The following is a 26,889-nucleotide window of genomic DNA, read 5'->3' on the forward strand; positions in this document are numbered from 1 at the left end:
GTCGCCGGGTGCCCCCGGCGACCGCCCCTCGGTTCACACCCCGGTGAGCACCTCCTCCACTGCGACGGCGGTGTCCGGATACCGCTCCAGCAGCGCCAAGCCGGCGGGCACGGTGCTCCCCCACGGTTCGTCGCAGCCCAGCAGACCCGCCACGGCGTCACAGGTCACCGGATGCGCCACGAGCAACGCGAGACCGCTCCCACCGGTCTTCCTGGTCACCGTGAGCGGTTCCGGCTGGGCTTTCCAGGGCGGGACCCATGCGTCGAGCGCCGCGAGCCGACCGGGGAAGACTCGCCCGGCTTCACGCACGATCAACGGCACCAGCTCCGCGCCCCGAGACCTCAGCGTGGTGATCAAGGTCGGCAGCCATGGCAGCAGCAGCCTGTCCGGGAGCTCGGCGAAGGCGTTGGACATCGCCTCGACGACGAAGTCGGCCAGTCCCGGGGCGGGTTCCAGCGCGTGGACGAATCCGCTGAGGTAGCGCGGATAGGCAGGCAGCACCATCGGGTTGGCCAGGAGTTCGGCGCACCGCTCGCGCAGTTCCGCACGCGAGAGGGTTCCGAGCTGGACCTGTGCCGCCCACAGAAGCGCCACCTTCGACGGCTCCTGCGGATGCGCTCCGGCGATCGACAGCTCCAGCTGGGTGCGATCGCAGCCCAGCGACAGGGCCAGCGCCTCCATGCTGAACAGGAAGCCCAGCATCGCGGCGACCTGCTCGACACCGGCCTCTTCGTCGGCGAACGCCGCCGGCAGCAAGGTGCAGTAGTGCGCGTACCCCGTCCTGACGAAGTCCTCGATCCACCGGGGCAGCACCGGCTCGCTGGTCCGGTAGTGCGCCAGCAGTCTCCGCACCCGCCGCAGCACTTCCGGAGCGCCGTCGACAGTCCGTTCGGTGGCCAGCAACTCCTGGGCACGCGTGCCCAGCTCCCCCGCCAACCTGGCGCTGCGCAAGTAGAGCGTCGCGTCCTCGACGGCTTCGAGCACCTTCGCCGCGGTGGCCTGTGGGTGATAGGCCGCTCGCCGGAGCCGCTGTTCCAGCACCTGTTCGATGCTGACGCCCTCATATCCCAGCTCGATCAGGGCTCGTTGGTGGGTGCCCAGCGCCAGATCCCACGACTCCTGGATCGGCCGTTCGCCGAGCCGTCGCTCCCCCATGATCGGCCGCGCAGCGCCGTGCGGCATCAGGTACCGCAGCATCCACAACAGATCCGAGCACGGCTCCAGCTCCGGCCGCGAAGCGATGTCGAGCAGCGCCCGCTGCACACCTCGTTGCTGCAACTTGAGGTTCAGGGGTTCGAGCCTGTCGTGCACGTCGCGCGCCAGCGGCGGCAACGCGTCGTACCCGACCTGGCCGATCCGGTCGCCGCCCATCATGATCTCGACGATGCGGCGGACGTCGCGCCTGCCGGGCACGATGTCCTTCTCGATGCAGGTGACCGCCGCGTCCTGGAAGTCGTACGGCGTCGGCTTGGCCCGATCGCGCAGGCCCGCCAGCAGGATCGAGGTCTCGAACACCGCGATGGCGTCGGCCGTCGAAGACAGGTAGCCATTGCGACGGGCCGCCCGCACGACCTCGACCGACCAGCCCAGCAACTCGGCCTCGTCCAGCCTGTCGAGGACCGGGGGTCGTTGCAGGAAGCCGGAAAGCTGATCCGATGGATCCACTGCCACCGGATCAGCCGTGGGCGCGGGCAGCTCCGCGGCCTTCTTCCGCTTCGGCCCGCCCACCTGCCCTTCCAGCTGGAACTGCTTCACCTTGGTGCGTTTGAGGTTCTTCGCCCACTCGGTCGCCGCGATCGACACCGATCCCCCGGCGAGCCCGAACTGCGCCTCGATCGAGGCGTGGCTCGACGGGATCAGCCCGTACTGCCAGGTGCTCGCACTGCGCGGGCTGATCACGAACCCGTCCGTACCCTCGACGCCGAACTCCGCGACCCGGCTGGCCGCGTGGAACGCGCCGCAGATGTAGAGGCAGTCCGCCGGATCGGCGCCCGACGCGGCGAGGTGCTCCCGCATCCGGGTCCACATGTAGCGCTCGCGGTCTTCGTCCACCCGCACGCGGCGGGTGTCCCCCGGCGCGAGCCGTCGGAACAGGCTGCCGATCAGGAACATGACCTGGCGGTAGGTGTCGTGGTCGCTGTCGCCGAGCGGCAGTTCGACGTATTGGTGCCACCACTCCGACCAGTGCCGCACCCGTCCGTGCCGCAGCAGGTGTTCCTCGAGTTCGGCGAACCGGGGCCGCAGGTCACCGATCTCGACACCCACCGCGTCACCGTGCAGCGCGGCCTCTTCCTCGGCGGGCGGCGCTTCCGGCTCAGGCGACGGCTCGCGTTCGTTCCACTGGAAGACGTGGTCCGCCGACCTGTCGACGAGCACGAGTTCGACACCGGGAGTATCGAGGGCGTACGCGATCGCCTGGTACTCCGCCGAGGCCTCGGTGATCGGCGCGACCACCGACAACGGCGCCCACTCGGCGGGGAACCCCTTCACGTCGGTCGCGAAGGCCTGCACCGCCACGGGAAGACGGCAGTTGCGCAGCTCGGTCAGCAGCGGCGCCATGTCCTCGCACAGTTCGAGGAAGACCACCTTCGGTTGCTTCTCCCGCAGCCGCCGCGCCATCGCCACGGCCGAAGCCGGGGAATGGTGGCAGACCGGGAAGATCTCCAGCGGCTCCCGCACCGCGCGGTCGACGTCGTCGACGAGCCCGAGCAAGATGCCCTCCAGTGCGCCGGGCCCGTCGGCGAAGACGGCCGCGGCCTCCTGCAGCTGGCCTCGCAACGCCTCGAAGGCGCCGCTCACGAGAGGGTGGCGATCGCGTCGCGGCCGCCGTCGAGGAACTCCGGCCAGTCCCCGCCCTCGTCCTTGCTGCGCGGCTCGACGACGCCGTGCAGGTACTTGTTGAGGATCGCCAGGTCCTCCGGCTCACGACGGGCGAGCGAGCCGACGAGCGAGGACGCGAGCGCGCGGGCGGTCAGCGCGCGTTCCCCGAAGAAGTTGCTGTGCAGGACCGCGTCTTCGAGTACGCCGATCTGCTCGGCGGTGGACAGCGCGGACTCCAGCTTTTCGTCGTCGCTGCCCGCCGACGCCGCCGCGGCGCGCAGGTCGCCGAAACTGCGCAGCAGCACGTCGAGCAGCGTCGGCGGCACGTCCAGCTCGATCTGGTGACGGCGCAGGAGCTCCTCGGTGCGGAAGCGGACGATCTCCGCTTCGCTCTTCTTGTTCGTCACCACCGGGATGCGGACGAAGTTGAAGCGGCGCTTGAGCGCGGAGGACAGGTCGTTGACGCCGCGGTCGCGGCTGTTGGCGGTGGCGATCACCGAGAAGCCGGGCTTGGCGAAGACGATGCCGTCACTGTCCAGTTCCGGCACCGAGATGTACTTCTCCGACAGGATCGAGATCAGCGCGTCCTGGACGTCGCTGGTGGACCGGGTCAGCTCCTCGAAGCGGCCGATCGAGCCCGCCTCCATCGCCGTCATGATCGGTGACGGGATCATCGACTCGCGGGACTGGCCCTTGGCGATGACCATGGAGACGTTCCACGAGTACTTGATGTGGTCTTCGGTGGTGCCGGCGGTTCCCTGCACGACGAGCGTGGAGTTGCGGGAGATCGCCGCGGCCAGCAGTTCGGCGAGCCAGCTCTTGCCGGTGCCGGGGTCACCGATCAGCAGCAGGCCGCGGTCGGAGGCGAGCGTGACGATGGCTCGCTCGACGATGCTCCGGTCACCGAACCACTTCTGCGAGATCTCACGGTCGAGGCCGTCGGCTCGCTCGGAACCGAGGACGAACAGGCGCAGCATCTTCGGGGACAGGCGCCAGGCGAACGGCTTGGGGCTGTCGTCGACCGATTCCAGCCAGTCCAGCTCTTCGGCGTACTTGAGTTCGGCGGGGGCGCGCAACACGTCGGACATGTCTTGCCTTTCGGGAAGGTTCAGGAGGTGAGAAAAGTCTTGAGTTCGTGGACGAGCTTGGTGATGTGGCCGGAGATCACCGGTGTGCCGAGGTCTTTGAAGCGCTCTCGGAACCACGGGTTGACGCTGCCCCGGCCGGCGCTGGTGACCGAGCCGACGGGGATGAACTTCGCCCCGGACCGGTGGATCGCGGCCATGCTTTCGAAGAGCTGCTCGACACGAGTCTCGTAGAAGTCGGAGATCCACACCACCACGGTGTTGGTGGGTTCGGCGATCTTCGGCTGGGTCAACCCCATCGCGACCATGCCGTCGTTACCGCCGCCGAGATTGGTGCGCAGCAGGGTCTCGAACGGATCGTGCACCCATGGCGTGAGGTCGAGTGCCTGCGTGTCGTAGGCGATCAGATGGACGTCCACTTTGGGCAGTCCGGCGAAGATCGAGGCCAGCACGGCACAGTTGACCATCGAGTCGACCATGGAACCGGACTGGTCGACCACCGCGATGAGCCGCTGTGGGGTGGTCTTCTTCGCGGTCTGCTTGTAGTAGAGGCGATCGACGTAGAGCCTTTCCTCTTCCGGGCTCCAGTTGGTGAGGTTCTTCCAGATGGTGCGATCGAGATCGAGGTTGCGGAAGACGCGCTTGGGCGGGACGGAGCGGTCCACCTTGCCCGTCGAGGCCTTCTCGACCTGGGTCCGCAGGACTTCGGCGATCTCGTCGACGTAGCGGCGGATCAGCGACTTGGCGTTGGCCAGCGCCACTCCGGACAGGTTGTCCTTGTCCCGCAACAACTGCTCGATGAGGGACATGCTCGGGCTCAGCTTCGCCGCGAGCGCGGGATCGGCGAGCACCTCGCGCAAATGCATCCGCTTGACGAGATCCGCCTCGATGTCGGCGAGGTTCGGCCCGATCGCCGGGAGCAGCGTGGTCAGGTCGGGAGCCCCGCCCCCACCGGTGCCACCGAGACCGGTCGGGGCACCACCGGGGCGACCGCCGCGCAGTTCGCCCGGACGGCACCCCAGTGCGCGCTCCAGCCAGCCCGCGTCGGCCTGCCAGCAGGACAGCTGACCGGCGGTCACCGTGTGGGGTGCCGGGGCGAAGACGTTGAGGAGCACCTTCGACACCAGGGCCGCGCGCCGTACTTCGGCGGCCTTGTCCCGGCTGTCCTCGGCTTCGGGGACCATCAGCCCGTCGAACTCGGCGGCCAGCTCCGGATGCCGCTGGACGACCGAGTCGACGGCGACGTTCGGGTCCAGCAACGCGGACGGCAGGCCGATGTCCTCGACCACGGCCACACTCGCCGATTCGAGCGTGGCCTGCTCGTCGTTGTCGAAGAGCCGGGCGAGCAGTCGCCAGTACAGGACCTGGCGGCGGTTGTCGTCGGAGTCGGTCATTTCCGCAACAACCTTCCGGCGCGCTCGCGTAGCACGGCCGCGGCGTCGGTGGCCGCCTTCTCGGCTTTCACCCCGGCCTTGTCAGTGGTGCCTCCGGCCCACGCTCCGGCGTGCACTTCGGTGGTCTTCTTGCGCACGGTGGTCTCGACGGCGAGCGGCTGGAGCCGGAAGCCGCCGTCCCACCGGAGCAGGCCGATGCACGCGCTGGAACCCGCGACCGCCTTCGGAGTCAGCGGCCCGGCGGCCGGGATGCGGTCGGTTTCGACGGAAAGGTGATTCCCGGCGAACGTGAACGAGAGCGCCTCTTCCTCGCCTTCGACGCCATAGCCCTCAAGGAAGACGGGTACGGCGATGCGCGCCGGATGCCGGTCCAGCGGCGCGACCGCCGACGCGATGGCTTTCGGCAGAGCCACCCGCGCCGTGGAGAACGCGTCCGCGGGCTCGCCGAGACGGGCATGTTCGTCCTGCCAGAGGAGGTCACCCTCAGCGGTGACCGGCATGTCCGCGAGGACCATCGAGCGGCCCTCGCTGACCGCCGTGAGCAGGGACAGATGCGGGCGCAGCAACTGCCAGATCCCGGCGCCGATGATCGTGTCCGGCTTCGGGACCGTCACGCTCGCACGCACGAGACGCGGCGCGGTGCCGTCGTCGGGTTCGATCACCGCGTGGACCTGAGCCTGCGCGGCCGTCGAGTGTTCCAGCAGGTCGACGCCGAGCGGCAGCAGGCGGCCGGTGACGGTGCCGATCGCAGGCGTCGCCGCCACACCGGGCAAGGTCAGCAGCATCCCGCGCGACCACAGGTCACCCCAGCGCCGGACCGGAACGCGCTCCAACGCCGCCCCTGGACAGGACGCCGCGAGTTCCGCCGCGAACCCGTCGAGCAGGACAGCCAACCGCCGCAAACTCGGCTCCGCGAGCAACGCGGAGATCACCGGTGCCGAAGCCGAAATCAGGTCGTGATCGATGCCCTGCCAGCCGGCACGGGCCAGATCGGACAGCCAGGACCGAGCGGCGGCCAGCAGATTGGGCATCTCCGTCTCGGAAGCCTCTCGGACGGCCTCCTCGCCCGATGGCCGGCCAGTCGCCTCGGCGATGCGCGAGAGAGCCGCGTCATGCACCGAGCCGAACACCGCGATCCTCGCCGCGGCAAGGGAAACGAGGTGCTCCTCCCCTGCCGCTCCGGCCGCGGTCTTCTCGGCCGCCTCGGCGACTCGCGCCGCCAGCGGGGAGCCCGCGACGGCATCGGCCAGCTCGGTCAAGCCGGTGATCTTCTGAGGCCGAAGCAGCCCCGCGATGAGCACGTCATCGAACGCGTCGACAGCCGCCAACGCCTCGTCGAGACCGGCGATGGGATCGGTGAGCAGATCGGTACGCATCACACCACCGCCCTGGTCGGCGGGAACCACTGCAGTTCCGGCACCGGCACCGTCGACGCTTCGAACTCCAGGTATGCCAAGTGCCGCAAGAACTGGCTGAACACGGACGCGGCGGCGGTGTTGTCGCCCTGCGACGGCCGCGTCGCGCTCATGGTCTGCGAAATGGCCTGCGCTGTCGGCTCCGCGACCTCAACACGCAAGTACCGCGCGACACGCTCGGCACCGTACTGAAGGGTGGATTCGTTGAGCAGAGCGAGGATGTGGTTGCAGAACATGCCACGCGCCCCGCCGCAAGGCCGATTGTTGTTGGTACTACAGGCGAATTCGTACGTGCTCGCCGCGACCGACGAGACGTACACCCGCCCGATGTCCGATCCGCTGGACACCACGCCCTGCACCCGCCCGTCGGCCAGTTCGACGAACGGAACCTTCGCGAGCTTGCGCGGGCGGGCAGGTGGCAACACCCGGGCCGTGCTCGCTCTTTCCCAGTCTGACAACGCATCTTCTCCTTGCGGGGGGGGGTGCCTCGGTGGGGACTGGGAAGAACCTAGCGAGAGGCACCGACAGTTTTCGATCAGGCCCGCGATCCGGCGAGCTGAGCTGCCAGATCGGCGAGGTCTTCGGCGTGGAAGTCGAACCGATCCGTCGCCGACGGCGGGTCCCCGACGGGCCTGGCGACGTAGGCGGTCCGGAGACCGACGCTCTGCGCACCCCTCAGGTCCCACGCGTGGGCGGCGACCATCAGCAGGCGCTCCGGCGGTGTTCCGGACACCTTGACGGCCAGCTCGTAGACCGCCGGGTCGGGCTTGTAGGACTGCACCTCCTCGGCGGAAAGGGCCTGATGCCAGCGGAGGCCCGCGTAGGCGTTCATCCGGAGCAGCGTCGTCCGGCTGGCGTTGGAGAGGCCGATCAGCGGGTAGTGCTCGGCGAGCCGGGCCAGCCCTTCGACAGTGTCGGGCCAGGGCGGCATCCTGCGGCCCGCTGTCGCGAGTGCGTCTGTTTGAGCTGCTTCGCGGTCGAGAACGTCACTCGGGGCGTACGGCCTCTCCCCCTCGACGATGCGTCGCTGCTCGGTTTCGAGGTGGCCTAGCCACTGCTTGACCAGCTCGTCCGCGTCGGCGTCCGGCGTGGCCTGCCGGATGGCCGCGCGGATCCCGGCCGGTTCGTCGACGAGCGTGCCGAGTATGTCGAACACCAAGGCATCGATCTCCACGGGCAACCTCCCGGTAAGGGTTAAAGTAGCGGTTAACCGTGAACGTACGAGAGGTTGGTAAGGGATGCAAGTAGCATTAGACGATTACGTCTGGGCGGCGGGCATCGCTACCGAACTCGTCAACACCGCCCCTGAGGTCTGGCACGGCGAAGAGCACCTGCCCGACCTGGCGTCTCTCGCCACCTTCGCCAAGCTTCACTCACTCGCCGAGCCCACCCAAGCCGCCGACCTCCGGGCTGTCCATCGGCTGCGCACCACGGTGCGGGGCCTGATCGACCATCCGGACGGGGAGCACCTCATCTCCGGCGCTTCCGCCCTCACATCACCTGCCGCTCACGTCACCCTCCTGACCGACAGCTCACGATGGGCCGTTTCACTTCGATCAGGCGCGACAGTCACCGACGCGCTCTCCCTGATCTGTGGCGTCGGAATACTCGGCGTCGTCCGGACTCTCGGCGCGGAACGCTTCCGCGCGTGCGGGGCGCCCACTTGCCGTGGCGCCTTCATCGACACGACAAGACCCGGGCGGCGTCGCTATTGCATGCCGGGACTGTGCGGGAACCGCGTCAACGTCGCCAACCACCGTGCCCGCCTCAAGCGTCGCGACTCTTGAAACCGCCGGACTGATTCACCTCACCCGTAGACGATCGAGAACCAAGCCACGACCGTGAAGAGATAGACGGGATAACCGATGCGAGCGGCCCGGCTCAGGACTTGTTCGGCGCCATCGCGTTTCGTCACGGCGAGACGTTTGCGCACCATGGTGATCAAAACGCAGATCCCGGCGAGCAGGATGAACGAGTAATAGCCCCATTCCAGCGCCACGATGTAGCTGACCGACGGGAGCTGGGACGTCACGTTGTTGAGCAGGACAGCGGTACTCAGAATCGCGGTGACGCCCATCGACACGGCCGCTCTGTCATCGGCCGGTTTGAAGAACAGGCACAGGAACGTGACGCTGATCAGCAAGACCAGCGGCAACAGGTTCTTGATCAGGAACGGCAGCGTGTCCCGCTTCAGCTCGATCTCGCCCGAGTACTGGCTGTAGTAGATGCCTGTCGCGGTCCCGGCGGACTGGCTGTCGCCCAGCGCGTCGCTGCTGCCGACGGTCTGCCGGTAGAACCGGACCGACGAGGCGACCCAGTTCGGCACCTGGTTGATGTTCGCGGTGGTGTCGGCACCACTGCGCAGGTAGACGTCGGGGTCTTGATCGAGGATCTCCTTGTCGGTCACGTAGGAGACCTGATCGGCGGTCTGGGTCCGGTTCTGCAGCAGGACGGTGAGCCGCTGGCGGTCGAACGGGAAGTCGCGGAATTCCAGACCGCTCTTGAAACGGTCGGCGACCCGATAGAGGCGGTAGGTGCTTCCGTTCTCGGTGACGTCGCGAAGCGGCTCCCCGAGGGTCAGATCGGGCCGGACCGCGTTGACGAACTGCACGTCGGCCGCGACATGGCTGCCGGTGTACTTCAACCAGACGAAGAAGTCGACGAAATAGGTGCCCGCCGCGGTGTCCAGCTCGCGGACCTCGTTGAAGTTGATCCCGGTGGCCACGACTTGACGGCGGCTGAGGTACCGGTTCTTGACCGCGATGACGCTCCCGTCCGCCACATCGGCCTTCAACGCTTCTTCGGTCAGCGGTTCGTGGATCGTGAACTGGGTCGGTGCCGAGACGAACCGGGAGCCGTCGCTGGTCACGACGGACACCGCCATCTGGGCCGATCCGTTCGCGGTGAAGTACAGCGGTCCCAGCAGTGCGGGGAAGGAGTTCTTCTTGTCCTTCAACGACGCCATCGTGTCGCGCACTCGCCCGCGGTCCTGTGCGAGGTGCCCCTCGTCGAAGTCGAGACCACTTGTCTGCATCGCGTGCAGGCCGACGTTGACGGCCTGCCGTGCGGTCGCGGCCTGCCACTGCGGGCGTTCCCCATAGCGCCGCTCGTAGGCGTCGGCCCAGACCTGGGCGGTGCCGGACAGTGAGTCATGGGCCATCGGCGTCGCCATGAACAGGTTCCTGGTGAAGGAACCCGGCTGGCTTCGCTTCCGTTCTGCTTCGACCAGCGAGGCGTGGAAGGCCCGCGAACTCAGCGACGAGACCCCGACGATGGGCGCCGTGACACCCGCCGAGCGCAGCCCCTCGATCAACTCCAGACCGCTTTTTTCCTCGACTGCGAGCAGGATCGGCTCACGCGGATCGTGCGTCCGGAGTTCGGTGACCGCGGCCTGAACCGACGCCGTGTGCGAGTCCGGCCCCATGGCGATCGGCAGATCCGCGGTCACCCGGCCGAACTCCCCGAACGACTCCAGGAACGTCTCCTGGTTGGATCGGCCGCCCTCGTCCTGCTCGTGGACGACGGCCGCGGTCGTCGAACCCAGCACTCGCGAGATGTAGACGGAGAGGAAGTCGCTCTGGGTCCGGTTTCCGTACATGCTGCGGAAGTACCAATCGCTGCCGTCGGTGATCTTCGAGGCGCCCGCCGACGGCGTGATGGCCGGGATCCCAGCCCGTTGGTAGATCGGCGCCGCCGCGAGCGCGGTGTCGCTGCGGGCGTGCCCGATCACGTACATCACCTTGTTCTCGCGGACGATTCGCCGGGCGATGTCGACCGCCTTGTCCACGATGTCCTCGTCGTTGTAGACGAGCAGTTCCACCGGGTGCCCGTTGACACCACCCGCGGCGTTCACGGTTTCGAGGTGCATGCGCACCGCGCGTTCCATATGCGACGCGGCGACCGCGTTGTCCCCGGTCATCCCCGCCACCAGCGCGATGTGCACCGGCTCGCCCCGATCGTCCCCCGAGACCGACCACACCCCGAGCACCGAGAGCAGGACGGCCACGGAAGCCCCCACCACGGCCCACCGCATGGCTCGGCGTCGGCCGGGCGCCTCCGTGGCCGCGGCGGGCGGCGACGGGTCGATCAGGTCGGCGACCTCGGCGGGCGGTGTGGGCGGCACAGCGGCCAATGCCTTGCGGGCGCCCGCGGTCACCGAATCGATCTTGATCGCGTACGCGCGGTCGAGGCAGAAGCGCCGCTCTCCGTCATCGGTGACCAGGTCGGCGAGCCAGCGCCACGCCGGTTCGTAGTCGTAGTCCTTCGCGAGCGCGGCACCCAGGAGTTCGCGGGCACGCAAAGGATCCGACTCGCTGAGCCTGATCGCCCGGTGCGTGAGGGCGGCCGCGGTGGCAGGGTTCTCCGGCACGGAACGGCCTCCGGGATGTCGGTTTCACTGGGACGCCGACTCTAGGCAGCCGACGGCTACCCGATCGAGAGACCACCGAACACAGCACGAAGCCCTCCCCGGTAACCACCGAGAAGGGCTCCGCGAGAACCAAAAGATCAGACGCCGGCTACCTGCTGGATCCAGGGCCGGTACCGCGTGATGTTCGTGTACGCCGTGGTCGTCTGCCGGTCACTCGTCGACGCGACGCCGACCTGCTTGCCGGAGGCGAACATCGGGCCACCCGAGTCCCCACCGGCGGTGATGCCGTCGCCGCGGCTCGCGCACACCGCGACGCCACCGTTGTAGTCACGGCAGGACACCGACGTGACCCGGACGTTCGCGACCTTCAGGTACCGCGACTGGCAGTTGATCTCCGAGCCGCACTGGCTGGTGGCGCCCCAGCCGTAGACCTGCACGGTCTGCCCGTTCGAGACGCTGGCGGTGGTGCCCAGCGGCGAGTAGGTGGCGTTGACCGAGGTGGTCAGCTTCACGATCGCGAGGTCCGCGCTCGCGTGGCGGGTCACGGTCGAGCCGGTGGCCATGGTGCCGCCGGTCTGCTGGTCGAGGCTGCCGATCCGGAAGGTGAACGTGCCACCGCCGGCGACACAGTGCTTCGCGGTCAGGATGTACTGCGGCGCGATGATCGTCGAGGTACACGTTTGCCGGCCGTTGGCGAAGAGTCTGGCGGCCCACGGGCCACTCGACGCGTTCTGGCCGCCGATGATCATCGGCTGGACATCGGAGGACGGTTCCGTGGCCGACGCCACGGGGGCGGTCACGCCGAGCAGCGCCGCGAAGGCGGTGCCGGCGATCAGGGCGAAGGAGCGCAGTCGCATGGTTCCGACTCATTTCTGCGGCGAGGGACACGGCCGCGTACCGAGGGCAGGATGGCCTGATTCTGTGACGCGGCCCGCGAAATCGGACACCGACGAAAGTCGTGTAGAAGGTACCTATCTTTCCGTTTCGGCCACCGTTAGGTGTTTGCTCCGGGTATCCGGACCATGCCGTCGACGTCGACCCAAGCCGAATGGCCCGATCGGCGTCCGTCCATTTGAGACGAATGGTGGCATAACCCTAGGGACATATCGAGGGTGAGGCGGAGGTGTCGGGTCGCTTTGCTGCGTGCCGGCTTCGGGTGTCGCGAAAGTGGCTTTCGCGACACCCGACGTGGCGGCGAGGGGTCGGTGCAGATGGTCGTGAGTGGCAAGTGTCGTTCTAACGCGACTTACCACTCACGACTACCCGAACTCGCCTGCGCCTGAGGGGTTTCGAACCAGGCCACGGTCACCCCAGAATGACCATCATGACCACAGCACAGTGGACCCCGACCTACGGCGACCCCTTCGAGCCGGTGCCCTACCGACCGGCCCGCATGTCCGAGGAAGAATCGCTGGCCACCGCCGCCGATCTGCGCCGCCGCATGGACACCCGCCGCACGGTGCGGATGTTCTCGACCGACCCGGTACCCGAGGAGGTCCTGGTGGACGCCATCGCGGTGGCCTCCACCGCGCCCAGCGGCGCGCATCAGCAGCCGTGGACCTTCGTGCTCATCAAGGACGACGCGACCAAACAGCGGATCCGCGAGGCCGCCGAGGAAGAGGAACGCGTCTCCTACGAGGGCAGGCTCGGCGAGGAATGGCTCTCCGCCTTGCGCCCGCTGGGCACCGACGCCGTCAAGACCCACCTCACCGACGCGCCCTACCTCATCGTCGTCTTCCAGCAGCGCTACTTCCTCGACGAGGACGGCACCAAACACAAGCACTACTACGTCGACGAGTCGGTGGGCATCGCGGTCGGCATGCTGATCACGGCGTTGCATCTGTCCGGGCTGGCCGCGTTGACGCATACGCCGTCGCCGATGCGGTTCCTCGGCGAGCTGCTCGAGCGGCCCCAGAACGAGAAGGCGTTCGCCGTCATCCCGGTCGGCTATCCGGCGGACGACTGCGTGGTGCCGAACCTGGTGCGCAAGTCGATCGACCAGGTGCTGATCCGCCGCTGACGCCAAGCGCGACCCGGGTGTGTACGCGCACCCGGGTTGCGCGAAGCGCCCGCAAGCAAGCAGTCAAACTGCGCATAAGTGCAGTTTAGTGCTCACTTTGACGCATCTCTTGACATATCTGGCGGCGATTGGACACAGTCGGGCAACCGAAGGCGACACGAAGGAGTGTTCTTCATGGCCGACCTGCCCTCTGTCTCCCGGCGGACCCTGTTCGGCGGCGCGCTCGCCGCCGGGGCGCTCGCCGCGATCCCGACGAGCGCCACCGCCGCGGAAGAGGCCACCGGAGCGGAAAGCGCGCCCCGCCGTCCTGGTCAGCGCAGCATGATCGGGGTGCCGTTCGAGCGGCACCAGACCGTCCGCGTCGCGATGATCGGCCTCGGCAACCGCGGTATGTCCATGATCGGCGGATGGAGCGCCGTGCCGGGCTCCGTGGTCACCGCGGTCTGCGACATCCGCGCCGAGCGCGCGAAGGCCGCCGCGGACAAACTCGCCGCCGACGGGCGTCCGCGTCCGGCCGAGTACGGCGGATCCGCCGACGCCTACAAGAAGATGCTGTCCCGCGACGACATCGACCTCGTCTACATCGCCACCCCGTGGGAGTTCCACTACCCGCAGGGCAAGGCCGCGCTGCTGTCCGGCAAGCACGTCGGCATCGAACTGCCCATCGCCACCGAGCTCGACCAGCTGTGGGACCTCGTCAACACCAGCGAGCAGACCCGCAAGCACCTGTTCCTCGCCGAGAACTGCAGCTACGGCCGCAACGAACTCGCGATCCTCAAGATGGCGCACGAAGGTGTCTTCGGCGAGGTCACCAACGGGCACGGCGGCTACCTGCACGACCTGCGCGAACTGCTGTTCTCCGACACCTATTACACCGACGCGTGGCGCCGGAAGTGGCACACCCGCAGCACCGCGAGTTTCTACCCGATGCACGGTCTCGCCCCGATCGCGGCCTGCATGGACGTCAACCGCGGCGACCGGTTCGCCACGCTGCGCGCCACGGCGACCGAGCCGAAGGGGCTCGCCGACTACCGGAAACGGCACATGCCGCCGGGTCACCCGTCGTGGAAAGAGACCTACATCAACGGCGACCTGGTCAGCTGTCTGATCGAGACCGAGCAGGGCCGGATCATCCGCGCGGAGCACGACGTCAGCTCGCCGCGCCCGTACAGCCGCATCAACAGCCTCGCGGGCAGCCGCGGCATCGTGGAGGACTACCCCGAGCGGATCTACGTCGAGCCGGATCACACCGGGCACGCGTGGAAGGACTTCAAGCCGTACCGCGAGCGCCACGACCACTGGCTGTGGAAGAAGCTCAAGGACGACCCGAACCTCGGTGGTCACGGCGGCATGGACTACGTGCTGCAGTGGCGGATCGTGCAGCAGATGCGCGCCGGGCTGGTGCCGGACATCGACGTCTACGACTCGGCGGCCTGGTGCTCCCCCGTACCGTTGAGCGTGGTCTCGCTGGCGCGCGGCGGGAAACCGGTCGCGATGCCGGACTTCACGCGCGGCGGCTGGTCGAAGCCCCGGGCGGGCCTCGACTCGCAGCCTTCGGACATGCCTGGCTAAGGCATTCCCCGCAGGTAGGCCTCCAGCGGCCTGGCGAACTGTTCGACGCTGGCCGGAGTGCCCGCTTCGATGCCGTCGAGCGAGCGTGCGCCGGCGAACCGGTCGAACAGCAGGCCTTCGATCAGGCTGATGAGGTCCGCGCTCGCGGCGCCGGGATCGGACGCGCCGAGGGCTTCGCACAGCCGCGTCGCGTGTTCGCGAGAGAACAGAGCCCGCGCGAGGAGTGTGTGAAGGTCGGGGAAGCCGGCGAGTTCGATCGCCAGCGCGTAGCGGGCGGTGACGTGATGGCGGCGGCTGACCAGGAGATCGTCGAGCCAGGCCGCCATCGCGTTCGCCGCGGCGGCGGGGCCGGCGACAGCGGCGTGCGCCAGGCCGGTCAGCTGGAAGCGGTGTGCCGACGTGTCCGCGATACGCCGGACCACCGCTTCCAGCAACGCCTGGCGCGTGCGGAAGTAGTACGACGTCGAGCCGCGCGGCAGGTCCAGCCGGACGTCGACGGCGCTGTGCGTCAGGCCGCGGATTCCTTGGGACGCGAGGACTTCCGTCGCGGCTTCGGCGATGAGGGTCCGCCGGTCAGGTTGCTCCACAGTGGACCTTCCCCTCGGACAGCGCGGTGAGCCTGCTCCGGATCCGGTCCAGATCCGGGACTTCCGGCGGATCACGGAAAAGTTCGTCCACCGACGCCCGCGCGTAGACGGTCAGGTCCACGCCCGCGTCGACGAGGACGTCGATCAGGACGCGGAACCGCATCGTGGCGTCGGCGCCCGCCGTCCGCAGCGGTGGCACGTCGGTGATGGTCCACCGGTGGTGGCGCGCGGCCAGGTCGAGGTAGTCCCGGGTGGACATTTCCGTGGTGGCACAGAGCCTGTCGAAGTCGAACGTGACGCCTGCCGTCGTCTCCTCATGCCTGCCGACGACGAACCGGCCCGGCCTGGTTCCTGGACGGCGGTAGTCGCTCTCGCCGTCGAGGCGCACCACGTCGACGTGCGCTCGAAGAGCCGTCACGACGGCCTCGATCTTGTCGTGGAAGAGCGGATCCGGCAGCAGGCCCTCCGGCGGGTAGTTCGACGTCGCGACCAGCGTGATCTTGCGGGCGAACACCGCGTTCAGCAGTCGTTCCAGGAGCCTGGCGTCGCCGATGTCGTGCAGGTGGAACTCGTCGATACACACCAGCGACAGCCGGTCCAGCACCTTGTCGACGGCTCTGTCGATCCTGCCCAGGTCGTGCGCGGTGGCCTGCAGATGCGCGAGCAGGTGATGCAGATGCCATCTGCTCTTGCGGACCGACGCGGCGGAATAGCAGGCGTCGAGCAGCATGGTCTTGCCACGTCCGACCGGACCCCACAGGTAGACACCACGCCGTCGGCGCGTCACCTCGTCCAGCCTGGCCGCGACGGCGACCTGACCGGCGTCCAGCTCTATGTCCATAGAGGCAGCCTCTATGGACATAGAGGGCCGGGCAAGCGAAGGTGATCCAGAGGACAGTCAGCCGCCGGCCGTGTAGCGGGGAACGACCCGGAACACCCGGAGGTCCTTCGGCGTGCCCTTGGCCCGGAAGCTCCGGCGCGGCCGCACGGTGAAGGCGTCCTGGTCGAGTTCTTCGACGACGCTGGCGCTGGCCAGCACCTCGTCGCCGTCCGCGGCGGCCATGATCCTGGCCGCGATGTTCACGTCGACGCCGAGGTAATCGTTGCCGACCCGCTGCGGATTCCCTCGATGAAGCCCCGCGCGCAGATGCGGAAGGTAGCCCTCGGCCTTGATCACGCTCACGGCGGAGCAGGTCTCGTAGGCGGCGTTCACCGCCTCGTCCGGATCGGCGAACACGGCCATCACACCGTCGCCGAGCCCTTTGACGACACTGCCGCGATGCCCGGTGACGATCGACTCGGTCACCTCGGAGACCGAACGCAGCAACTCCAGCACGCGGTCGTCACCGGCCTCCAGCGCCCAGGTCGAGAACCCGACGAGGTCGGTGAAGAGCACCGTGATGCCGTTCGCGGCCGACGGCTGTTTGCCGTTCCGGCGGACGGCCTGCCAGGCCTGGACCGCGGCCAGTCCCAGCTCACGACTGGCGCTGGGCCTGTCGGCGCCGGCCGCGGTGAGCAGCCGGGCGAGCCTGTCGGACGAACGGCCCGCCGACGGCGCGAGCGGATCACCGGGCGCTCCCTCCCCCGGGACGAGCCTGCGGAGGAACCGCGCGCCGCGCACCAGTTCGCCACGCTGATCCGTCGCCCGCAGGAACTTGCGGGTCCGGAGGTGCCACGGCTCGGGTCGTTCGGTCACGATCAAGACCCTAGCCGGTCACCCCGCGCTCGAAGCACCTGTCACCGGTGTGACAAGAAAGCGGACCGCGTTTCCCCTTTCCGCCTTCCCATGACAATTGACGAAGAAGCAATTCCGCATACGCGTGACAAGATCAACGCGTAAAGAAAAGGCGAGAGCTCTTTCCCTTTCCTCGTTGGTGACTTTCCACCTAGATTCGGCACCGAGCCCATTCAACGACGAAAGGACCTGACATGACGGAAACCCTGGTGCGAAAGGGTGTTCGCCGGTTCTGCGCCGCCGGGATCGCGGCCGCGGTCGCCGGAACCGTGATGCTCACCGCGGCGGGGACCGCGGCCGCCGTCGAAAAGAATCTCACGTACAAGGGCGGCTTCCCCATCATCGGCGACCAGCAGGTCGCGGTGGTAGTGAAGGCGGAAATCCCGGCGACCGCACAAGCAGGCACGCCGATTTCGGTGCCGTTCACCCTCGACGTCGATTCCGGCCAGGCAGCCGGAGACGGACTCCGGCTGGTCGGCGCCAAGAAGCTCTCCGGCACGATCAGCTCGAAGGTGAACGTCGCACTCGGCGAGCAGAAGGTGGCGATCCCCATCGAGCTGCCGATCCCGGACACCGAGGTGCCCGCCGAAGGGCCGCTGAAGTTCACCGCTTCGGGCAAGGTCGACTTCACCATCCCGGCCGGGACACCCGCCGGTGAGGCGACCAGCAGCGTGGACGCCGCGGCGACCTCGCACATCATCACCGACAGCTCACTCGGCGAGTTCGACGTGCAGCTCACGCTCGACCCGCCCGACCAGGACGCCGTTCTCGGCAAGACGACCGTCAGCTGATTCATCCGTCTTCCCCCGGCTCGCCCGAGCCGGGGGAAGACGCGTCTTGACCTCCAGCGCGGTGGAGGTTGCAGGCTGCCGATCATGTGGATCTGCGACAGGTGCGGTATCGAACACCCGGCGAGCCCGGAATCACCCCGCTGCGTTCTCGACCGCGGCGAGGTCGGCATCGAGGAAGCCGGTGACCTCGGCGCGCACACCGGACGCTGGTGGACACACGAGGAACTGACCGCCGCGCCGCACCGGACCCTGCACCGAGAACACGGCCGCGGCCTGCACAGCATCAAGCGGGAGCCGCATTTCGCGATCGGGCACTGGTCGTTCCTCGCGGTGACCCCCGCGGGCACTCTGCTGTGGGACCCGCCGTCCTGGTTGGACGCCGAAGTGCTCGATGTCGTGCGCGGTCTCGGCGACGTCGTCGCGATCGCCACCAGCCATCCGCACATGTTCGGCGCCCAGCTCAGCTGGAGCCGCGCGCTGGGCGGGATCCCGGTGCTGGTCAACGAGCGCAACCGCGAGTGGCTGCCCGCGCCCGACCCGGCGTTCGAATTCTGGGACGAGCACGCCGAACCCTTGCCGGGCCTCGACCTCGTCCGGCTCGGCGGGCATATGCGCGGCAGCGCCGTGGCCAGGACGCCGGACGGCAGCATCCTCGCGGGCGACACGATCACCGGCGGGCTCGCGCCGGACTGGGTGTCGTTCCAGCGCAGCTTTCCCAAGCACATCCCGATGTCCGCGGCCGTGGTCCGCCGCATCGTCGACCGGCTCGACGACTTCACCTACGACCGGCTCTACACCCTCGGCGGCGACACCATCGACCAGGACGCCCGCACCGTCGTGCGCCGAAGCGCCGAGACCCACATCCGATGGGCCAGCGGCGACTTCGACCACCTCACTTGACGGCGTTCTTCTCCTTGCGGCGGAAGAACAACGCGATGACTCCCGCCATCGCCATGAAGAACGCGACGGACCACATCCCGGGGCGGAAGCTGCCGGTCAGCCCCTGCAGCCAGCCGACGAGATAGGGGCCGACGAAACCCGACAGGTTGCCGAACGAGTTGATCAGGCCGATCCCGGCGGCGGCGCCGACCCCGGTGAGGAAGGCGTTGGGCAGCTGCCAGAACACCGGGACGGCGGTGAAGACGCCGATCGCGCAGAGGGTCACCGCGGCCATCACCAACAGCGGCGAACCCAGGTACAGCGCGGCGGCGATCGAGACCGCGCCGACGAACGCGGAGAGGGCGACATGCCCGGCCCGTTCGCCGGTGCGGTCCGAATGCCTGGCCCACAGCACCATGGCGACGGCGGCGATCGCGTAGGGAACCGCCGTGATGAGCCCGATCTCGACGATGGTGTATTTGGTCTGGAACTGCTGCTGGAAGTCCTTGATCACCTGCGGGAGGAAGAACGCCAGGACGTAGAGCCCGAAGATGATTCCGAAGTAGACGGCGCTCAGCGCGAGCACGCGCGGATCGGTCAGCGCCGATCGGGTGCTCACCTCTTGGCCGACCGCGGCGGTGTCTTCCGAGTCCAGCGTCGACTGCAACGCCGTGCTCTGTTCCGGTGTCAGCCACTTCGCGTTCTTCGGGCGGTTCGGCAGCAGGAACAGCACCACCACGCCGAGCAGGATCGAAGGCAGGCCTTCGGCGAAGAACATGAAGCGCCAGCCCGATTCGAAGCCGAGGACGCCTTCGCCGTTCTGGATGAGCAGGGCGGAGATCGGGCTGCCGAGAACCGACGACAGCGGCACCGCGAGGAAGAACAGCGCGACGATCTTGGCCCGCACCTTCCGCGGGAACCAGTAGGTCAGGTACAGGATGATGCCGGGGAAGAACCCGGCCTCGGCGATCCCGAGCAGCACCCGGACGATGTAGAAGCTGACCTCGCCCTGGATGAACGCGGTGGCCGAGGCGACGATGCCCCAGGTGACCATGATCCGCGCGATCCAGATCCGGGCGCCGACCTTGTGCAGGATGACGTTGCTGGGCACCTCGAAGAAGAAGTACCCGACGAAGAACAGGCCGGCGCCGAGGCCGTAGGCGGCCGAGCTGATGCCGAGATCGGCGTTCATGGTGAGCGCCGCGAACCCGACGTTGACCCGGTCGAGATAGTTGAGCAGATAGAGCAGCCCGAGGAACGGGACCAGCCGGATCATCGCCTTACGGACCGCTTGCGCGGTGGACACCTCTGCCGTCTGTTCGTCCATCCGCGGGAGTGTAGAGGGGGTCAGAACAGTGGTGGCAGGAAGGCACCGAGGTTCCCGCCCGCGGCCCGATCGGCCGGATCGGGATCCACCTGGACCGAGTCGGGGTTGTGCGGGTCGTAGGTGACCTTCACCGTCGAACCGCGGGCCGGGGCCTGCAGCGGCGGGGTGATCATCGTCGCGATGACCGTCCGCTCCCCCGTTTCCGTGGCGAACCGGACCTGCACGGTGAACCGCGGGTTCCCCATCACCCAGACGTTCGTGAACTCGACGCCGATCACGTGCCCGACCACCTGGCGGCCGGTCTGGGCCAGCGCCTGCGCGCGGTCGTCCTTCTCCGCCCTGGTGACGAACGCCCGCCCCAGCACCATGATCATGACCAGCGCCGTCACCCCGGCCACCGCCGGCACGAGATACGGTTCGTAGTAGACGATCCAGTCGACGTCGGTCCACGGTTCGGCCGCGCCGCCGGCGAACGGCAGCCGCTGCCCCACCGACTCGGGCGGCGTCCACGACGGGATCGCGGCGCCACTGCCCAGCGCGATGCCGAGGGACGCGGCCAGGCTGCTCGCCCGGAAGCCGACGCCCATCCCGCTCAGCGACATCCCGCCGCTCCAGAGCATCGCGAACCCGAGCGACGAAGCGACCGTGATCGCGATGCTGAAGAGCAGGACGAGGGAAACCGCCGGGCCCGCGTCGGCCCCCCACGCGCCGACGCGGTTCAGCGACATCAGCCGGAAGCCGTCCAGTAGCCCGAGGGTGCCCGACCAGCCCGCGACCGCCCAGGCGAGCGTCGTGGGCACGCCGAGCAACCACAGGCGGAGGCTGGGACGGCGGGCCTGCCGGGGGTCACCCGGCAGGCCGAACTCGAAGGATCCGAACATGGCGACCCGCCTACGCGATCGGGCCGAACACGGCGACCTTCGCCGGGTCGGCGGGGTCGACGCGGGCCTCGTGGCGGGTGCCGGGCGCGTACTGCTGGATCGTCGCCAGCGGCGTGATCAGCGGGGTCACCGTCCGGTAGGTGGTGCCGTCGGCGCGGGTGACCTCGAGCGTCGCGGTGTACTGCGCCTGCCCGGCGATCTTCCGGCCGGTCGGCTCCAGCGCACGGATCACCAGGGTGGCGGGCTCGCAGGTGTCGTAGAGCCGCCGCAGTTCGGTGCCGTAGGCCTGCAGTTCCTGCTGCTGACGCAGCTGCTCGTCCATCGGCAGCGCCAGGAACGCCGCCATGTCCGGGTCGGCGTTGAGGTTCCGGAAAGCCTGCGCGGCCAGCTGCGGAGTCGGCAGCTGCGGGGTGATGTCGTGCCCCTGCGCGGCGGCGGCCCGCCGGAACTGCTCGGCGTGTTGCTGGAAGTCCTGCTGACCCCGGGCCATGCCCTGCTGCGTCGCGTCGTTGATCTTGTCGCGGATCTTCTTGAACATCGGGGTGCCGCCTTTCGCTGCGTCGTTCTCGATGGACACAGCTTCGGCGGCGCGGGCTGCTACCGAACCCAGGTTTTCCCGTCGTCGGTCGCGTCGAGGCAGGTCAGGGGCGCCCAGAAGACCGGTGAGGACACCGGTTCGGGCTTCTCGCGCCAACGCGCGAGCCGGGTCCGCTGCCACGCGCACAGCTCGCCGACCGGGTCTTCACCGGCGAGCGCGGTGTCGACGGCGATGACCAGTTCGGACATCGGGTCCGAACCGGGCACGGCGGCCGACGTCGGCAGCGCCCAGACCGTGGCGGCGACCAGGCCCGCCCCGGCCGCGACGGCGGCGAGCAGCACGCCGAACGGTTCGGCCAGGCCGAAATCGCTCGCGCTGGCGCAGCCGATCAGCGCCACCCGCGCGGGCAGGGTGTCCACTCCGGACAGTGCGAGGTCGGCGGCGGTGAACGGCCGGTGCGTCCCGATCGGCGCGGCCGTACCGGGGAGATCGGCCGAACAGGACAGGTGCAGCGCGGTCTGCGCGCCGTACTCGTCGCGCACGCGGCTGACGTGTCCCACGAACACCAGCCGCGAACAGGGCCGCGCCAGGAGATCGGTGAGCAGACGGCGGTCGGTGTCGGTGCGGCGGACCAGGTCGAGCCCGCGTGCGGCGGCGGGAAGGACCGGGCCGTCGGCGAGCCGCGCGTCCAGGTGGCGGATCAGCGGCGACGTCGACTCTTGTTTGCCCAGCACGGAACCCAGTTCGCCGAAAGCACTCTGCCCGGGGATACGCGGGTCGAGCAGGTACACCGGCGGACCGTCGGCCGAGGAGGGACGGCGCGGGATCGCGGCCGGGGCGAGCAGAGAGACGTCGGCGACGTCGAGGACGCGCTCGTCGCTGTCGAAACAGGTGCCGATCTCGCCGATCTCGAGCACGTGATCGGCCCGCCTGTCGGGCAGCGCCAGCAGTCCCCACGGGACACCGGCGAGGCTCGGGGACGGCTGGATCCGCAGCAGCGGGCGGTTTCCGTCGGCCGCGGCACGCCGGAGCCGTCCGACCAGGTCCGCGGGCAGGAGGTTGAGGGAGAGGACACGCGCCAGGCGTTGTTCACCGGCGAAGCTGCCGAAGGCGTCTTCGCCCAGCGAGCGCCGGACGGCGTCGGCCACGCTCTCGCCTTCGTGCGGTGTCGGGGAGGCGGCGTCCAGGCACTGGCGAGCCGTCCCGACCAGGGCGAAGTCGATCGGGTGGGTGTGGACGGTGTCGAGGTCCTCGGTAGTCCGCCAGGTGAGGAACGTGTGCCCGGCGTCGGCGAAACGCAGGAGGAAGGTCTCACGTCCGGGCCGGGTGGCGGGCCAGGTCTCGACGGTTTCGGTGGCGAGCCGCGGCAGGCGATACCGCTCGGTGGCGAGGCTGTGCCACCGATCCAGCTCCATGGGCGAGGACGGCGACCAGCGCAGGGCGGGCGGCGGGGCGAGCCGGAGCGGAAGCGACGACGTGACAGAACCCAGTGCCGCCAAGGGAAGCCGATCATCCTCAGTGGACGGAAGCACTTCGAGGGTCGGCAGTGTTCCGGTCAGGTCGAGCGACGGCCCCTCGACTCCCGTGTACGCCCCGACCGCGCAGGTGCGCTCGATCAGTTCGGCCGCCAGCCTCGGCTCTTTCAGCTGGGACAGCAACGCCAGCGCCAGCCCCAGCGTCGGAGCCGCGATGTCACGCGCCCAGGCCGTGCGTGCCTGTGGCGAGAGGAACTCGAACCGGTACTCCGCCGCCGCGAGCGTGAGCGGAAGCAGCAGATCCAGCACGGCCCGCGGGTCTTCCCCGCGGGCGAACCCGATCGTGGCCGCCACGAAGTCCGTGTGCAGGTGATCCGACCAGTCCCCCGACGCCCGCGCCGATTCCCTGGCGCGAGTCGCGTGGTCCTCGGCCGTCGCCCAGTCGCCTTCCGCCGCGGCACAGCGGGCCAAAGCCGTGTCGAGGAGGCGCAGGCCCGGAACGTCACCGTTGGCCGTCCGGATCGTTTTCGCGTGCTCGAACTGGTCCCTGGCCTGCGCGACGTCACCGGTGTACAGCAGCAACGTGCCCAGCGCGTGACTCGCCTCCGCGACGTCGCCGGTCAGGCCCGCCGCCGCGAGTTCGTCGCGGGCGGCGACGATCGCGGCGACCGCGCCGGGGAGATCGCCCGCCAGGGCGCGGGCCTCCGCCAGCCCGATGCCGGCTTTCGCGGCCAGTGGGCCGCCCGCGTGCTGAGCGTTCAGCCGTAGCAGGTCCGCCCGCGCGTCCGCGTCCTCACCGCCCGCGTGGCGGATCCGAGCGCGTTCGGCCCTGGCCATGGCCTGCTGCTGGATGGCCCGCTCGCGGACCTCGTCGATCTCCGCGAGAACGTCCAGCGCCGCCAGGATCTCCTCGAGCGCGACCCGTGCTCCTGCCAGATCTCCGGCGGCGATCTGGACGCGCACGTCGAGGATCCGCAGTTCCAGCTCGTCGGAACCGTGGACGTCGAGCAGTTCGGGCGGATACTGCTCCGGCCCCGCTTCCTTGCGGAAGGCTGCCCGGCGGCGCTGACCGGCGATCAGCTCACGTGCCTTGGCGACGTCGCCTTCCTCCGTGGCCAGGGAGATGAGCACGCGATCGGCGACCTCCCGGGAGCCCTCGATCATCCGCGCCTCGGCGTACTGTCCGAAGTGGACGATGGCGGCGGTGCTCACCTTGAAGACCTGGAGCACGGCCTCCGCGCACTGCCTCGCGTTGCGCAGGTCGCCCGCGGAATAGCAGACCGTGGCCAGATCACTGACAGCGGCGAGGTCGAGATCGGTCCGGTCGAGCCGCTGCGCGATCTCCCGCATCCGGGCGTACTTGCGGTGCGCGCCGGCGACGTTCCGCACCGCGGCGAGCTGTTTGGCCTGGTCCTGGACCTTGGCGGCTTCGATGAGCAGTTTGCGGTACTTGCTCTCGGAGAGCGAGCACGCGGGCACCTCGCCGTACGGGGCCGGATCGAGGTCGAAATGCCTTGCGACACAACGACAGTTATAGCCGTGCGAGGTCGCGGCACTCAGTTCGGGCGGGAGCGGGCGATCCGGCGGATGCTGGGGTGGTGGCATGCCGACGAGCACGTCAGAACTCCTCGTCGTCGGAAGCGGCCGCCGCCCGTTCGGCGAGTGTCCTGGCTTCCGCCGGGCGTGCCCGCACGAGCGCGACCACTTCCGCCCGGTCCTCGGGTGTGGTCCCGGCGACGCCTTCGCCCGCCACGCCGACGACGAGCGCGATACGTCCATTGTGGACGCCCGCCGCCAGCCGGGTCGCGACTTCGTCCAGGTCTGCGGTCCCGACGAACCGTCCGGCACCGAGCGCGAGCGGCGCCTCCGCGAACGGCTCGCCGTCGTGGACCGCGACCGCGGTGATGGCCGCGTCGGCGAACGCGCCCGCGACTTCGACTTCGAGCCTGGTGACGGCGGCGGCCGTGACGATCCGCCAGGTCACCGTGTCTTCGGCGGCGTCCAGGATGCCCGGTGGCACCCGCGCCCAGTCGACACTCGCCCGTCCGCCCGCCAATACACCTTCGCCGGACGCGGCGGGATCGGTGCCCGCGGCCAGCGCGTACGAACGTCGGCCCAGTGGCGCCGTTTCCAAGCGCGCCAACACTTGCGCCGCGGCTTCGGCGCGCACGACGTCGTCCTGGTCGTCGAACCAGGCCGCGAGACGGGCACACAGACCTCGGACTTCGGCGGCTACGGGAGGCGCGGCGGCCAGGAGGGCGTCGTCCGCGATCGCCGTGTCGAACAGCTCGGCCGGGGAAGCTTCGAAGCCGTCGAGGAGGCCTTCTGCCAGGTCTTCCACGTCGGCCGTCGCGACCGCCGTTTCGAGGTCCAGCAACGCCGTGTCGAGCGAAGGGACCCCGAGCGACGGGCTGGCAGGCCACCAGCGCCTCAGCCAAAGCAGCAAGGCGAGTCTGCCCAGTTCCGGCCGGGCGGGGAGGTCCGCCTGCCCCTGGCTCAGCGCGGTGAGGCTGGTTTCCGCGCCCACGAGCCGGGTCAGCCACGGTTCGGCGGCTCCGGCGTCGCTGAGCTCGATGCGCATCGAGGTCGTCCGGCCGGCGAGCAGATCGGCGAGGGCGAAGCGAAGGAGACCGCCGTCGGCGGCGAGAACGGGAGTGTGGACCGGATGCGTCACGACACGGCCTCCAGATCCGGCAGCCGGGCCACGAGCGCGCGGCGCACCTTCGTCCGCAGATCCAGCGAGGTCGAACGGACCACTCCGGTGACGAGGTCACGGACGTCTGCGGCATCGGCGGGCGAGTCGCCGCGGACGTCGAAGCCGTGCAATCGAACCCACAGCCTGCTGAGGAACTGCTTCGCGAACTCGCGCAGATCGCGCAGGAGTTCGGCGTCGGGCCGCGGGGTGAGCGGCGTGGCCCCGGCCAGGGCGCGGCGGGCGTGCAGGACGTAGCCCTCCCGCGCGACCTGGGCGTTGAGCTGCCGCGCGAATTCGGGGACGCCCGCGGGCGCCGCGCCGTCGAGTGGCCGCAGCGCGGGCGCGAGGACGACACCGAGCGCGAAGCAGGCTGCCAGCGCGGGCACACCGAGCCCGAACCCGGCGGCGACCCGCGCCAGTTCGTCGTCGACGAGATCGGCGACGGGTGCCCGCTCGTCCGGAGGAACGCGGCGCAAGGTCGCGCGGACTCGCCGTTCGACACTGCGTTCGAGGAGTTCGGCGCCGGTCTCGTCGCGCCGGTTCAACGGCGGGACGGCGGTGCGATCCCCGCGCTGCAGGCCGAGATCCGGTGCGGGCAACCCGGAAATCTCTTGCACGGCCTCGCTCAAGGCGTGTGCCCCACCGGGCCGTCGCAGCGCGAGCCCGAGGGCGTGACCGGTGGCCGAATCGGCGAGGGCGCTCCAGGCCGCGTCGGAAAGACTCTCGACGAACGCCTGGAGCGCGGTGATGTCCTGCGGCACGGCGGGTTCGGCCTGCCAGCGGCGATGCAGCTCCGCGGTCAGTTCCGCCGAGAGGCGAGGATCCGCGAGATACCCGGTGAGCTGATCGACGCCTGCCGGGCCGCCCTCACCGTGCAGGTCGCGCAACGCCGCCTCGGCCGTCACCGTCGCGTCCGGACCCGGCGTGCCGAATCCCGTCGCCAGCTCGTACGCGAGCGGGAAGCACACGTCCTGGACGTTGCCCGCCGTGATGCGCAAGGCGCGGCGCTGCCGTTTGAGGTGGGTGAACCACGCGGCCGTCGCGCGCAGCCTGTCGGCGTCGGCCAGCAGCAGTTCCGTCAGCTCCGCCGCCGCGACCGCGTCCAGCACGGGACGGCCCAGCCGGGGGCGCGCCGCCGTGCGGATCACCAGCGGGTCGATGATCTTCTTGATCGTCCGGGTCAGCGGTCCGCCGTCGGCCGACGACAGGACCTCCACGCCGGGGACGTTCGCCCACGCCTGCGCGAGGACGGCCGAACGCAGCCGGGGCTCGCCCGATCCCGTCGTCACTCGCTCTCCCTTCGCGC

At 69.2% G+C, this 26,889-nt stretch carries 22 protein-coding genes; 5 read left to right on the plus strand and 17 right to left on the minus strand.

From position 1 onward, the window contains the following. Positions 1 to 33 precede the first annotated feature (33 nt). The 6 genes from ACZ6YV_RS17785 to ACZ6YV_RS17810 form a co-directional block, all read right to left on the minus strand. On the minus strand, positions 34 to 2,799 hold the full coding sequence (locus tag ACZ6YV_RS17785) for a DUF5682 family protein (RefSeq protein ID WP_465510626.1): 2,766 nt from the start codon (positions 2,797 to 2,799) through the stop codon (positions 34 to 36). Further along, positions 2,796 to 3,908 (minus strand): ATP-binding protein, encoded by a 1,113-nt coding sequence (locus tag ACZ6YV_RS17790; RefSeq protein ID WP_465510627.1) that lies wholly within the window; start codon positions 3,906 to 3,908, stop codon positions 2,796 to 2,798. Before ACZ6YV_RS17790 ends, ACZ6YV_RS17785 begins: the two co-directional genes overlap by 4 nt. Before the next feature lie 20 nt (positions 3,909 to 3,928). Further along, on the minus strand, positions 3,929 to 5,299 hold the full coding sequence (locus ACZ6YV_RS17795; RefSeq protein WP_465510628.1) for a VWA domain-containing protein: 1,371 nt from the start codon (positions 5,297 to 5,299) through the stop codon (positions 3,929 to 3,931). Continuing rightward, entirely contained in the window at positions 5,296 to 6,675 is a 1,380-nt protein-coding gene (locus ACZ6YV_RS17800) for a hypothetical protein (RefSeq protein WP_465510629.1), read from the minus strand. Before ACZ6YV_RS17800 ends, ACZ6YV_RS17795 begins: the two co-directional genes overlap by 4 nt. Next, positions 6,675 to 7,172, minus strand: coding sequence for a hypothetical protein (locus ACZ6YV_RS17805; RefSeq protein ID WP_465510630.1), 498 nt, complete (start codon positions 7,170 to 7,172; stop codon positions 6,675 to 6,677). The genes ACZ6YV_RS17800 and ACZ6YV_RS17805 overlap by 1 nt, the downstream gene beginning before the upstream one ends. A gap of 77 nt (positions 7,173 to 7,249) precedes the next feature. Continuing rightward, entirely contained in the window at positions 7,250 to 7,888 is a 639-nt protein-coding gene (locus tag ACZ6YV_RS17810) for a haloacid dehalogenase type II (protein WP_465510631.1), read from the minus strand. A gap of 64 nt (positions 7,889 to 7,952) precedes the next feature. Between ACZ6YV_RS17810 and ACZ6YV_RS17815 the strand changes: the two genes are divergently transcribed. Beyond that, the gene (locus ACZ6YV_RS17815; RefSeq protein WP_465510632.1) at positions 7,953 to 8,501 is read left to right on the plus strand and encodes a CGNR zinc finger domain-containing protein; all 549 of its coding nucleotides are present in this window, start codon (positions 7,953 to 7,955) and stop codon (positions 8,499 to 8,501) included. Between the two features lie 20 nt (positions 8,502 to 8,521). On the opposite strand, the gene ACZ6YV_RS17820 is transcribed toward ACZ6YV_RS17815, so the two are convergent. Together ACZ6YV_RS17820 and ACZ6YV_RS17825 are read right to left on the minus strand one after the other, a co-directional pair. After that, positions 8,522 to 11,083: an ABC transporter substrate-binding protein gene (locus ACZ6YV_RS17820; protein ID WP_465510633.1), complete on the minus strand. Its 2,562-nt coding sequence runs from the start codon at positions 11,081 to 11,083 to the stop codon at positions 8,522 to 8,524. 137 nt (positions 11,084 to 11,220) lie between these two features. Then, entirely contained in the window at positions 11,221 to 11,940 is a 720-nt protein-coding gene (locus ACZ6YV_RS17825) for a S1 family peptidase (protein ID WP_378239221.1), read from the minus strand. A 467-nt stretch (positions 11,941 to 12,407) separates the two neighbouring features. On the opposite strand from ACZ6YV_RS17825, the gene ACZ6YV_RS17830 reads away from it, so the two are divergent. Together ACZ6YV_RS17830 and ACZ6YV_RS17835 are read left to right on the plus strand one after the other, a co-directional pair. Continuing rightward, on the plus strand, positions 12,408 to 13,103 hold the full coding sequence (locus ACZ6YV_RS17830) for a nitroreductase family protein (protein WP_465510634.1): 696 nt from the start codon (positions 12,408 to 12,410) through the stop codon (positions 13,101 to 13,103). A 174-nt stretch (positions 13,104 to 13,277) separates the two neighbouring features. Further along, a complete protein-coding gene (locus ACZ6YV_RS17835) occupies positions 13,278 to 14,675 on the plus strand; it encodes a Gfo/Idh/MocA family protein (protein WP_465510635.1) in 1,398 nt (465 codons plus the stop codon). Here the strand turns inward: ACZ6YV_RS17835 and ACZ6YV_RS17840 are convergent. The 3 genes from ACZ6YV_RS17840 to ACZ6YV_RS17850 are packed head-to-tail and all read right to left on the minus strand — an operon-like array spanning position 14,672 to position 16,964. Further along, entirely contained in the window at positions 14,672 to 15,262 is a 591-nt protein-coding gene (locus tag ACZ6YV_RS17840) for a TetR/AcrR family transcriptional regulator (RefSeq protein WP_465510636.1), read from the minus strand. The genes ACZ6YV_RS17835 and ACZ6YV_RS17840 overlap by 4 nt on opposite strands. Beyond that, a complete protein-coding gene (gene zapE / locus ACZ6YV_RS17845; protein ID WP_465510637.1) occupies positions 15,249 to 16,103 on the minus strand; it encodes a cell division protein ZapE in 855 nt (284 codons plus the stop codon). Before zapE ends, ACZ6YV_RS17840 begins: the two co-directional genes overlap by 14 nt. A 57-nt stretch (positions 16,104 to 16,160) precedes the next feature. After that, on the minus strand, positions 16,161 to 16,964 hold the full coding sequence (locus tag ACZ6YV_RS17850) for an adenylate/guanylate cyclase domain-containing protein (RefSeq protein ID WP_465510638.1): 804 nt from the start codon (positions 16,962 to 16,964) through the stop codon (positions 16,161 to 16,163). Positions 16,965 to 17,191: 227 nt separating this feature from the next. Between ACZ6YV_RS17850 and ACZ6YV_RS17855 the strand changes: the two genes are divergently transcribed. Further along, positions 17,192 to 17,788, plus strand: a complete 597-nt coding sequence (locus ACZ6YV_RS17855) for a DUF6801 domain-containing protein (protein ID WP_465510639.1) — start codon at positions 17,192 to 17,194, stop codon at positions 17,786 to 17,788. A gap of 84 nt (positions 17,789 to 17,872) precedes the next feature. Beyond that, positions 17,873 to 18,688 carry an MBL fold metallo-hydrolase gene (locus tag ACZ6YV_RS17860; RefSeq protein WP_465510640.1) on the plus strand — a complete coding sequence of 272 codons (816 nt, stop codon included), beginning with the start codon at positions 17,873 to 17,875 and terminating at the stop codon, positions 18,686 to 18,688. Here the strand turns inward: ACZ6YV_RS17860 and ACZ6YV_RS17865 are convergent. Genes ACZ6YV_RS17865 through ACZ6YV_RS17890 form a run of 6 tightly spaced genes read right to left on the minus strand, consistent with a single transcriptional unit; the run spans position 18,681 to position 26,872 of the window. Continuing rightward, positions 18,681 to 19,994, minus strand: coding sequence for an MFS transporter (locus ACZ6YV_RS17865; protein WP_465510641.1), 1,314 nt, complete (start codon positions 19,992 to 19,994; stop codon positions 18,681 to 18,683). The genes ACZ6YV_RS17860 and ACZ6YV_RS17865 overlap by 8 nt on opposite strands. A 20-nt stretch (positions 19,995 to 20,014) precedes the next feature. Continuing rightward, positions 20,015 to 20,875, minus strand: coding sequence for a DUF3592 domain-containing protein (locus tag ACZ6YV_RS17870; protein ID WP_465510642.1), 861 nt, complete (start codon positions 20,873 to 20,875; stop codon positions 20,015 to 20,017). 10 nt (positions 20,876 to 20,885) lie between these two features. Beyond that, on the minus strand, positions 20,886 to 21,413 hold the full coding sequence (locus tag ACZ6YV_RS17875) for a hypothetical protein (RefSeq protein WP_465510643.1): 528 nt from the start codon (positions 21,411 to 21,413) through the stop codon (positions 20,886 to 20,888). Positions 21,414 to 21,472: 59 nt separating this feature from the next. Next, positions 21,473 to 24,505 (minus strand): hypothetical protein, encoded by a 3,033-nt coding sequence (locus tag ACZ6YV_RS17880; protein ID WP_465510644.1) that lies wholly within the window; start codon positions 24,503 to 24,505, stop codon positions 21,473 to 21,475. A gap of 1 nt (position 24,506) precedes the next feature. Continuing rightward, complete coding sequence (locus ACZ6YV_RS17885; RefSeq protein ID WP_465510645.1) at positions 24,507 to 25,562, minus strand: hypothetical protein; 1,056 nt, start codon at positions 25,560 to 25,562, stop codon at positions 24,507 to 24,509. After that, the gene (locus ACZ6YV_RS17890; protein WP_465510646.1) at positions 25,559 to 26,872 is read right to left on the minus strand and encodes a hypothetical protein; all 1,314 of its coding nucleotides are present in this window, start codon (positions 26,870 to 26,872) and stop codon (positions 25,559 to 25,561) included. The genes ACZ6YV_RS17885 and ACZ6YV_RS17890 overlap by 4 nt, the downstream gene beginning before the upstream one ends. Between the last annotated feature and the right edge of the window lie 17 nt (positions 26,873 to 26,889).

It is taken from the genome of Amycolatopsis sp. NPDC102522, from assembly GCF_055584485.1.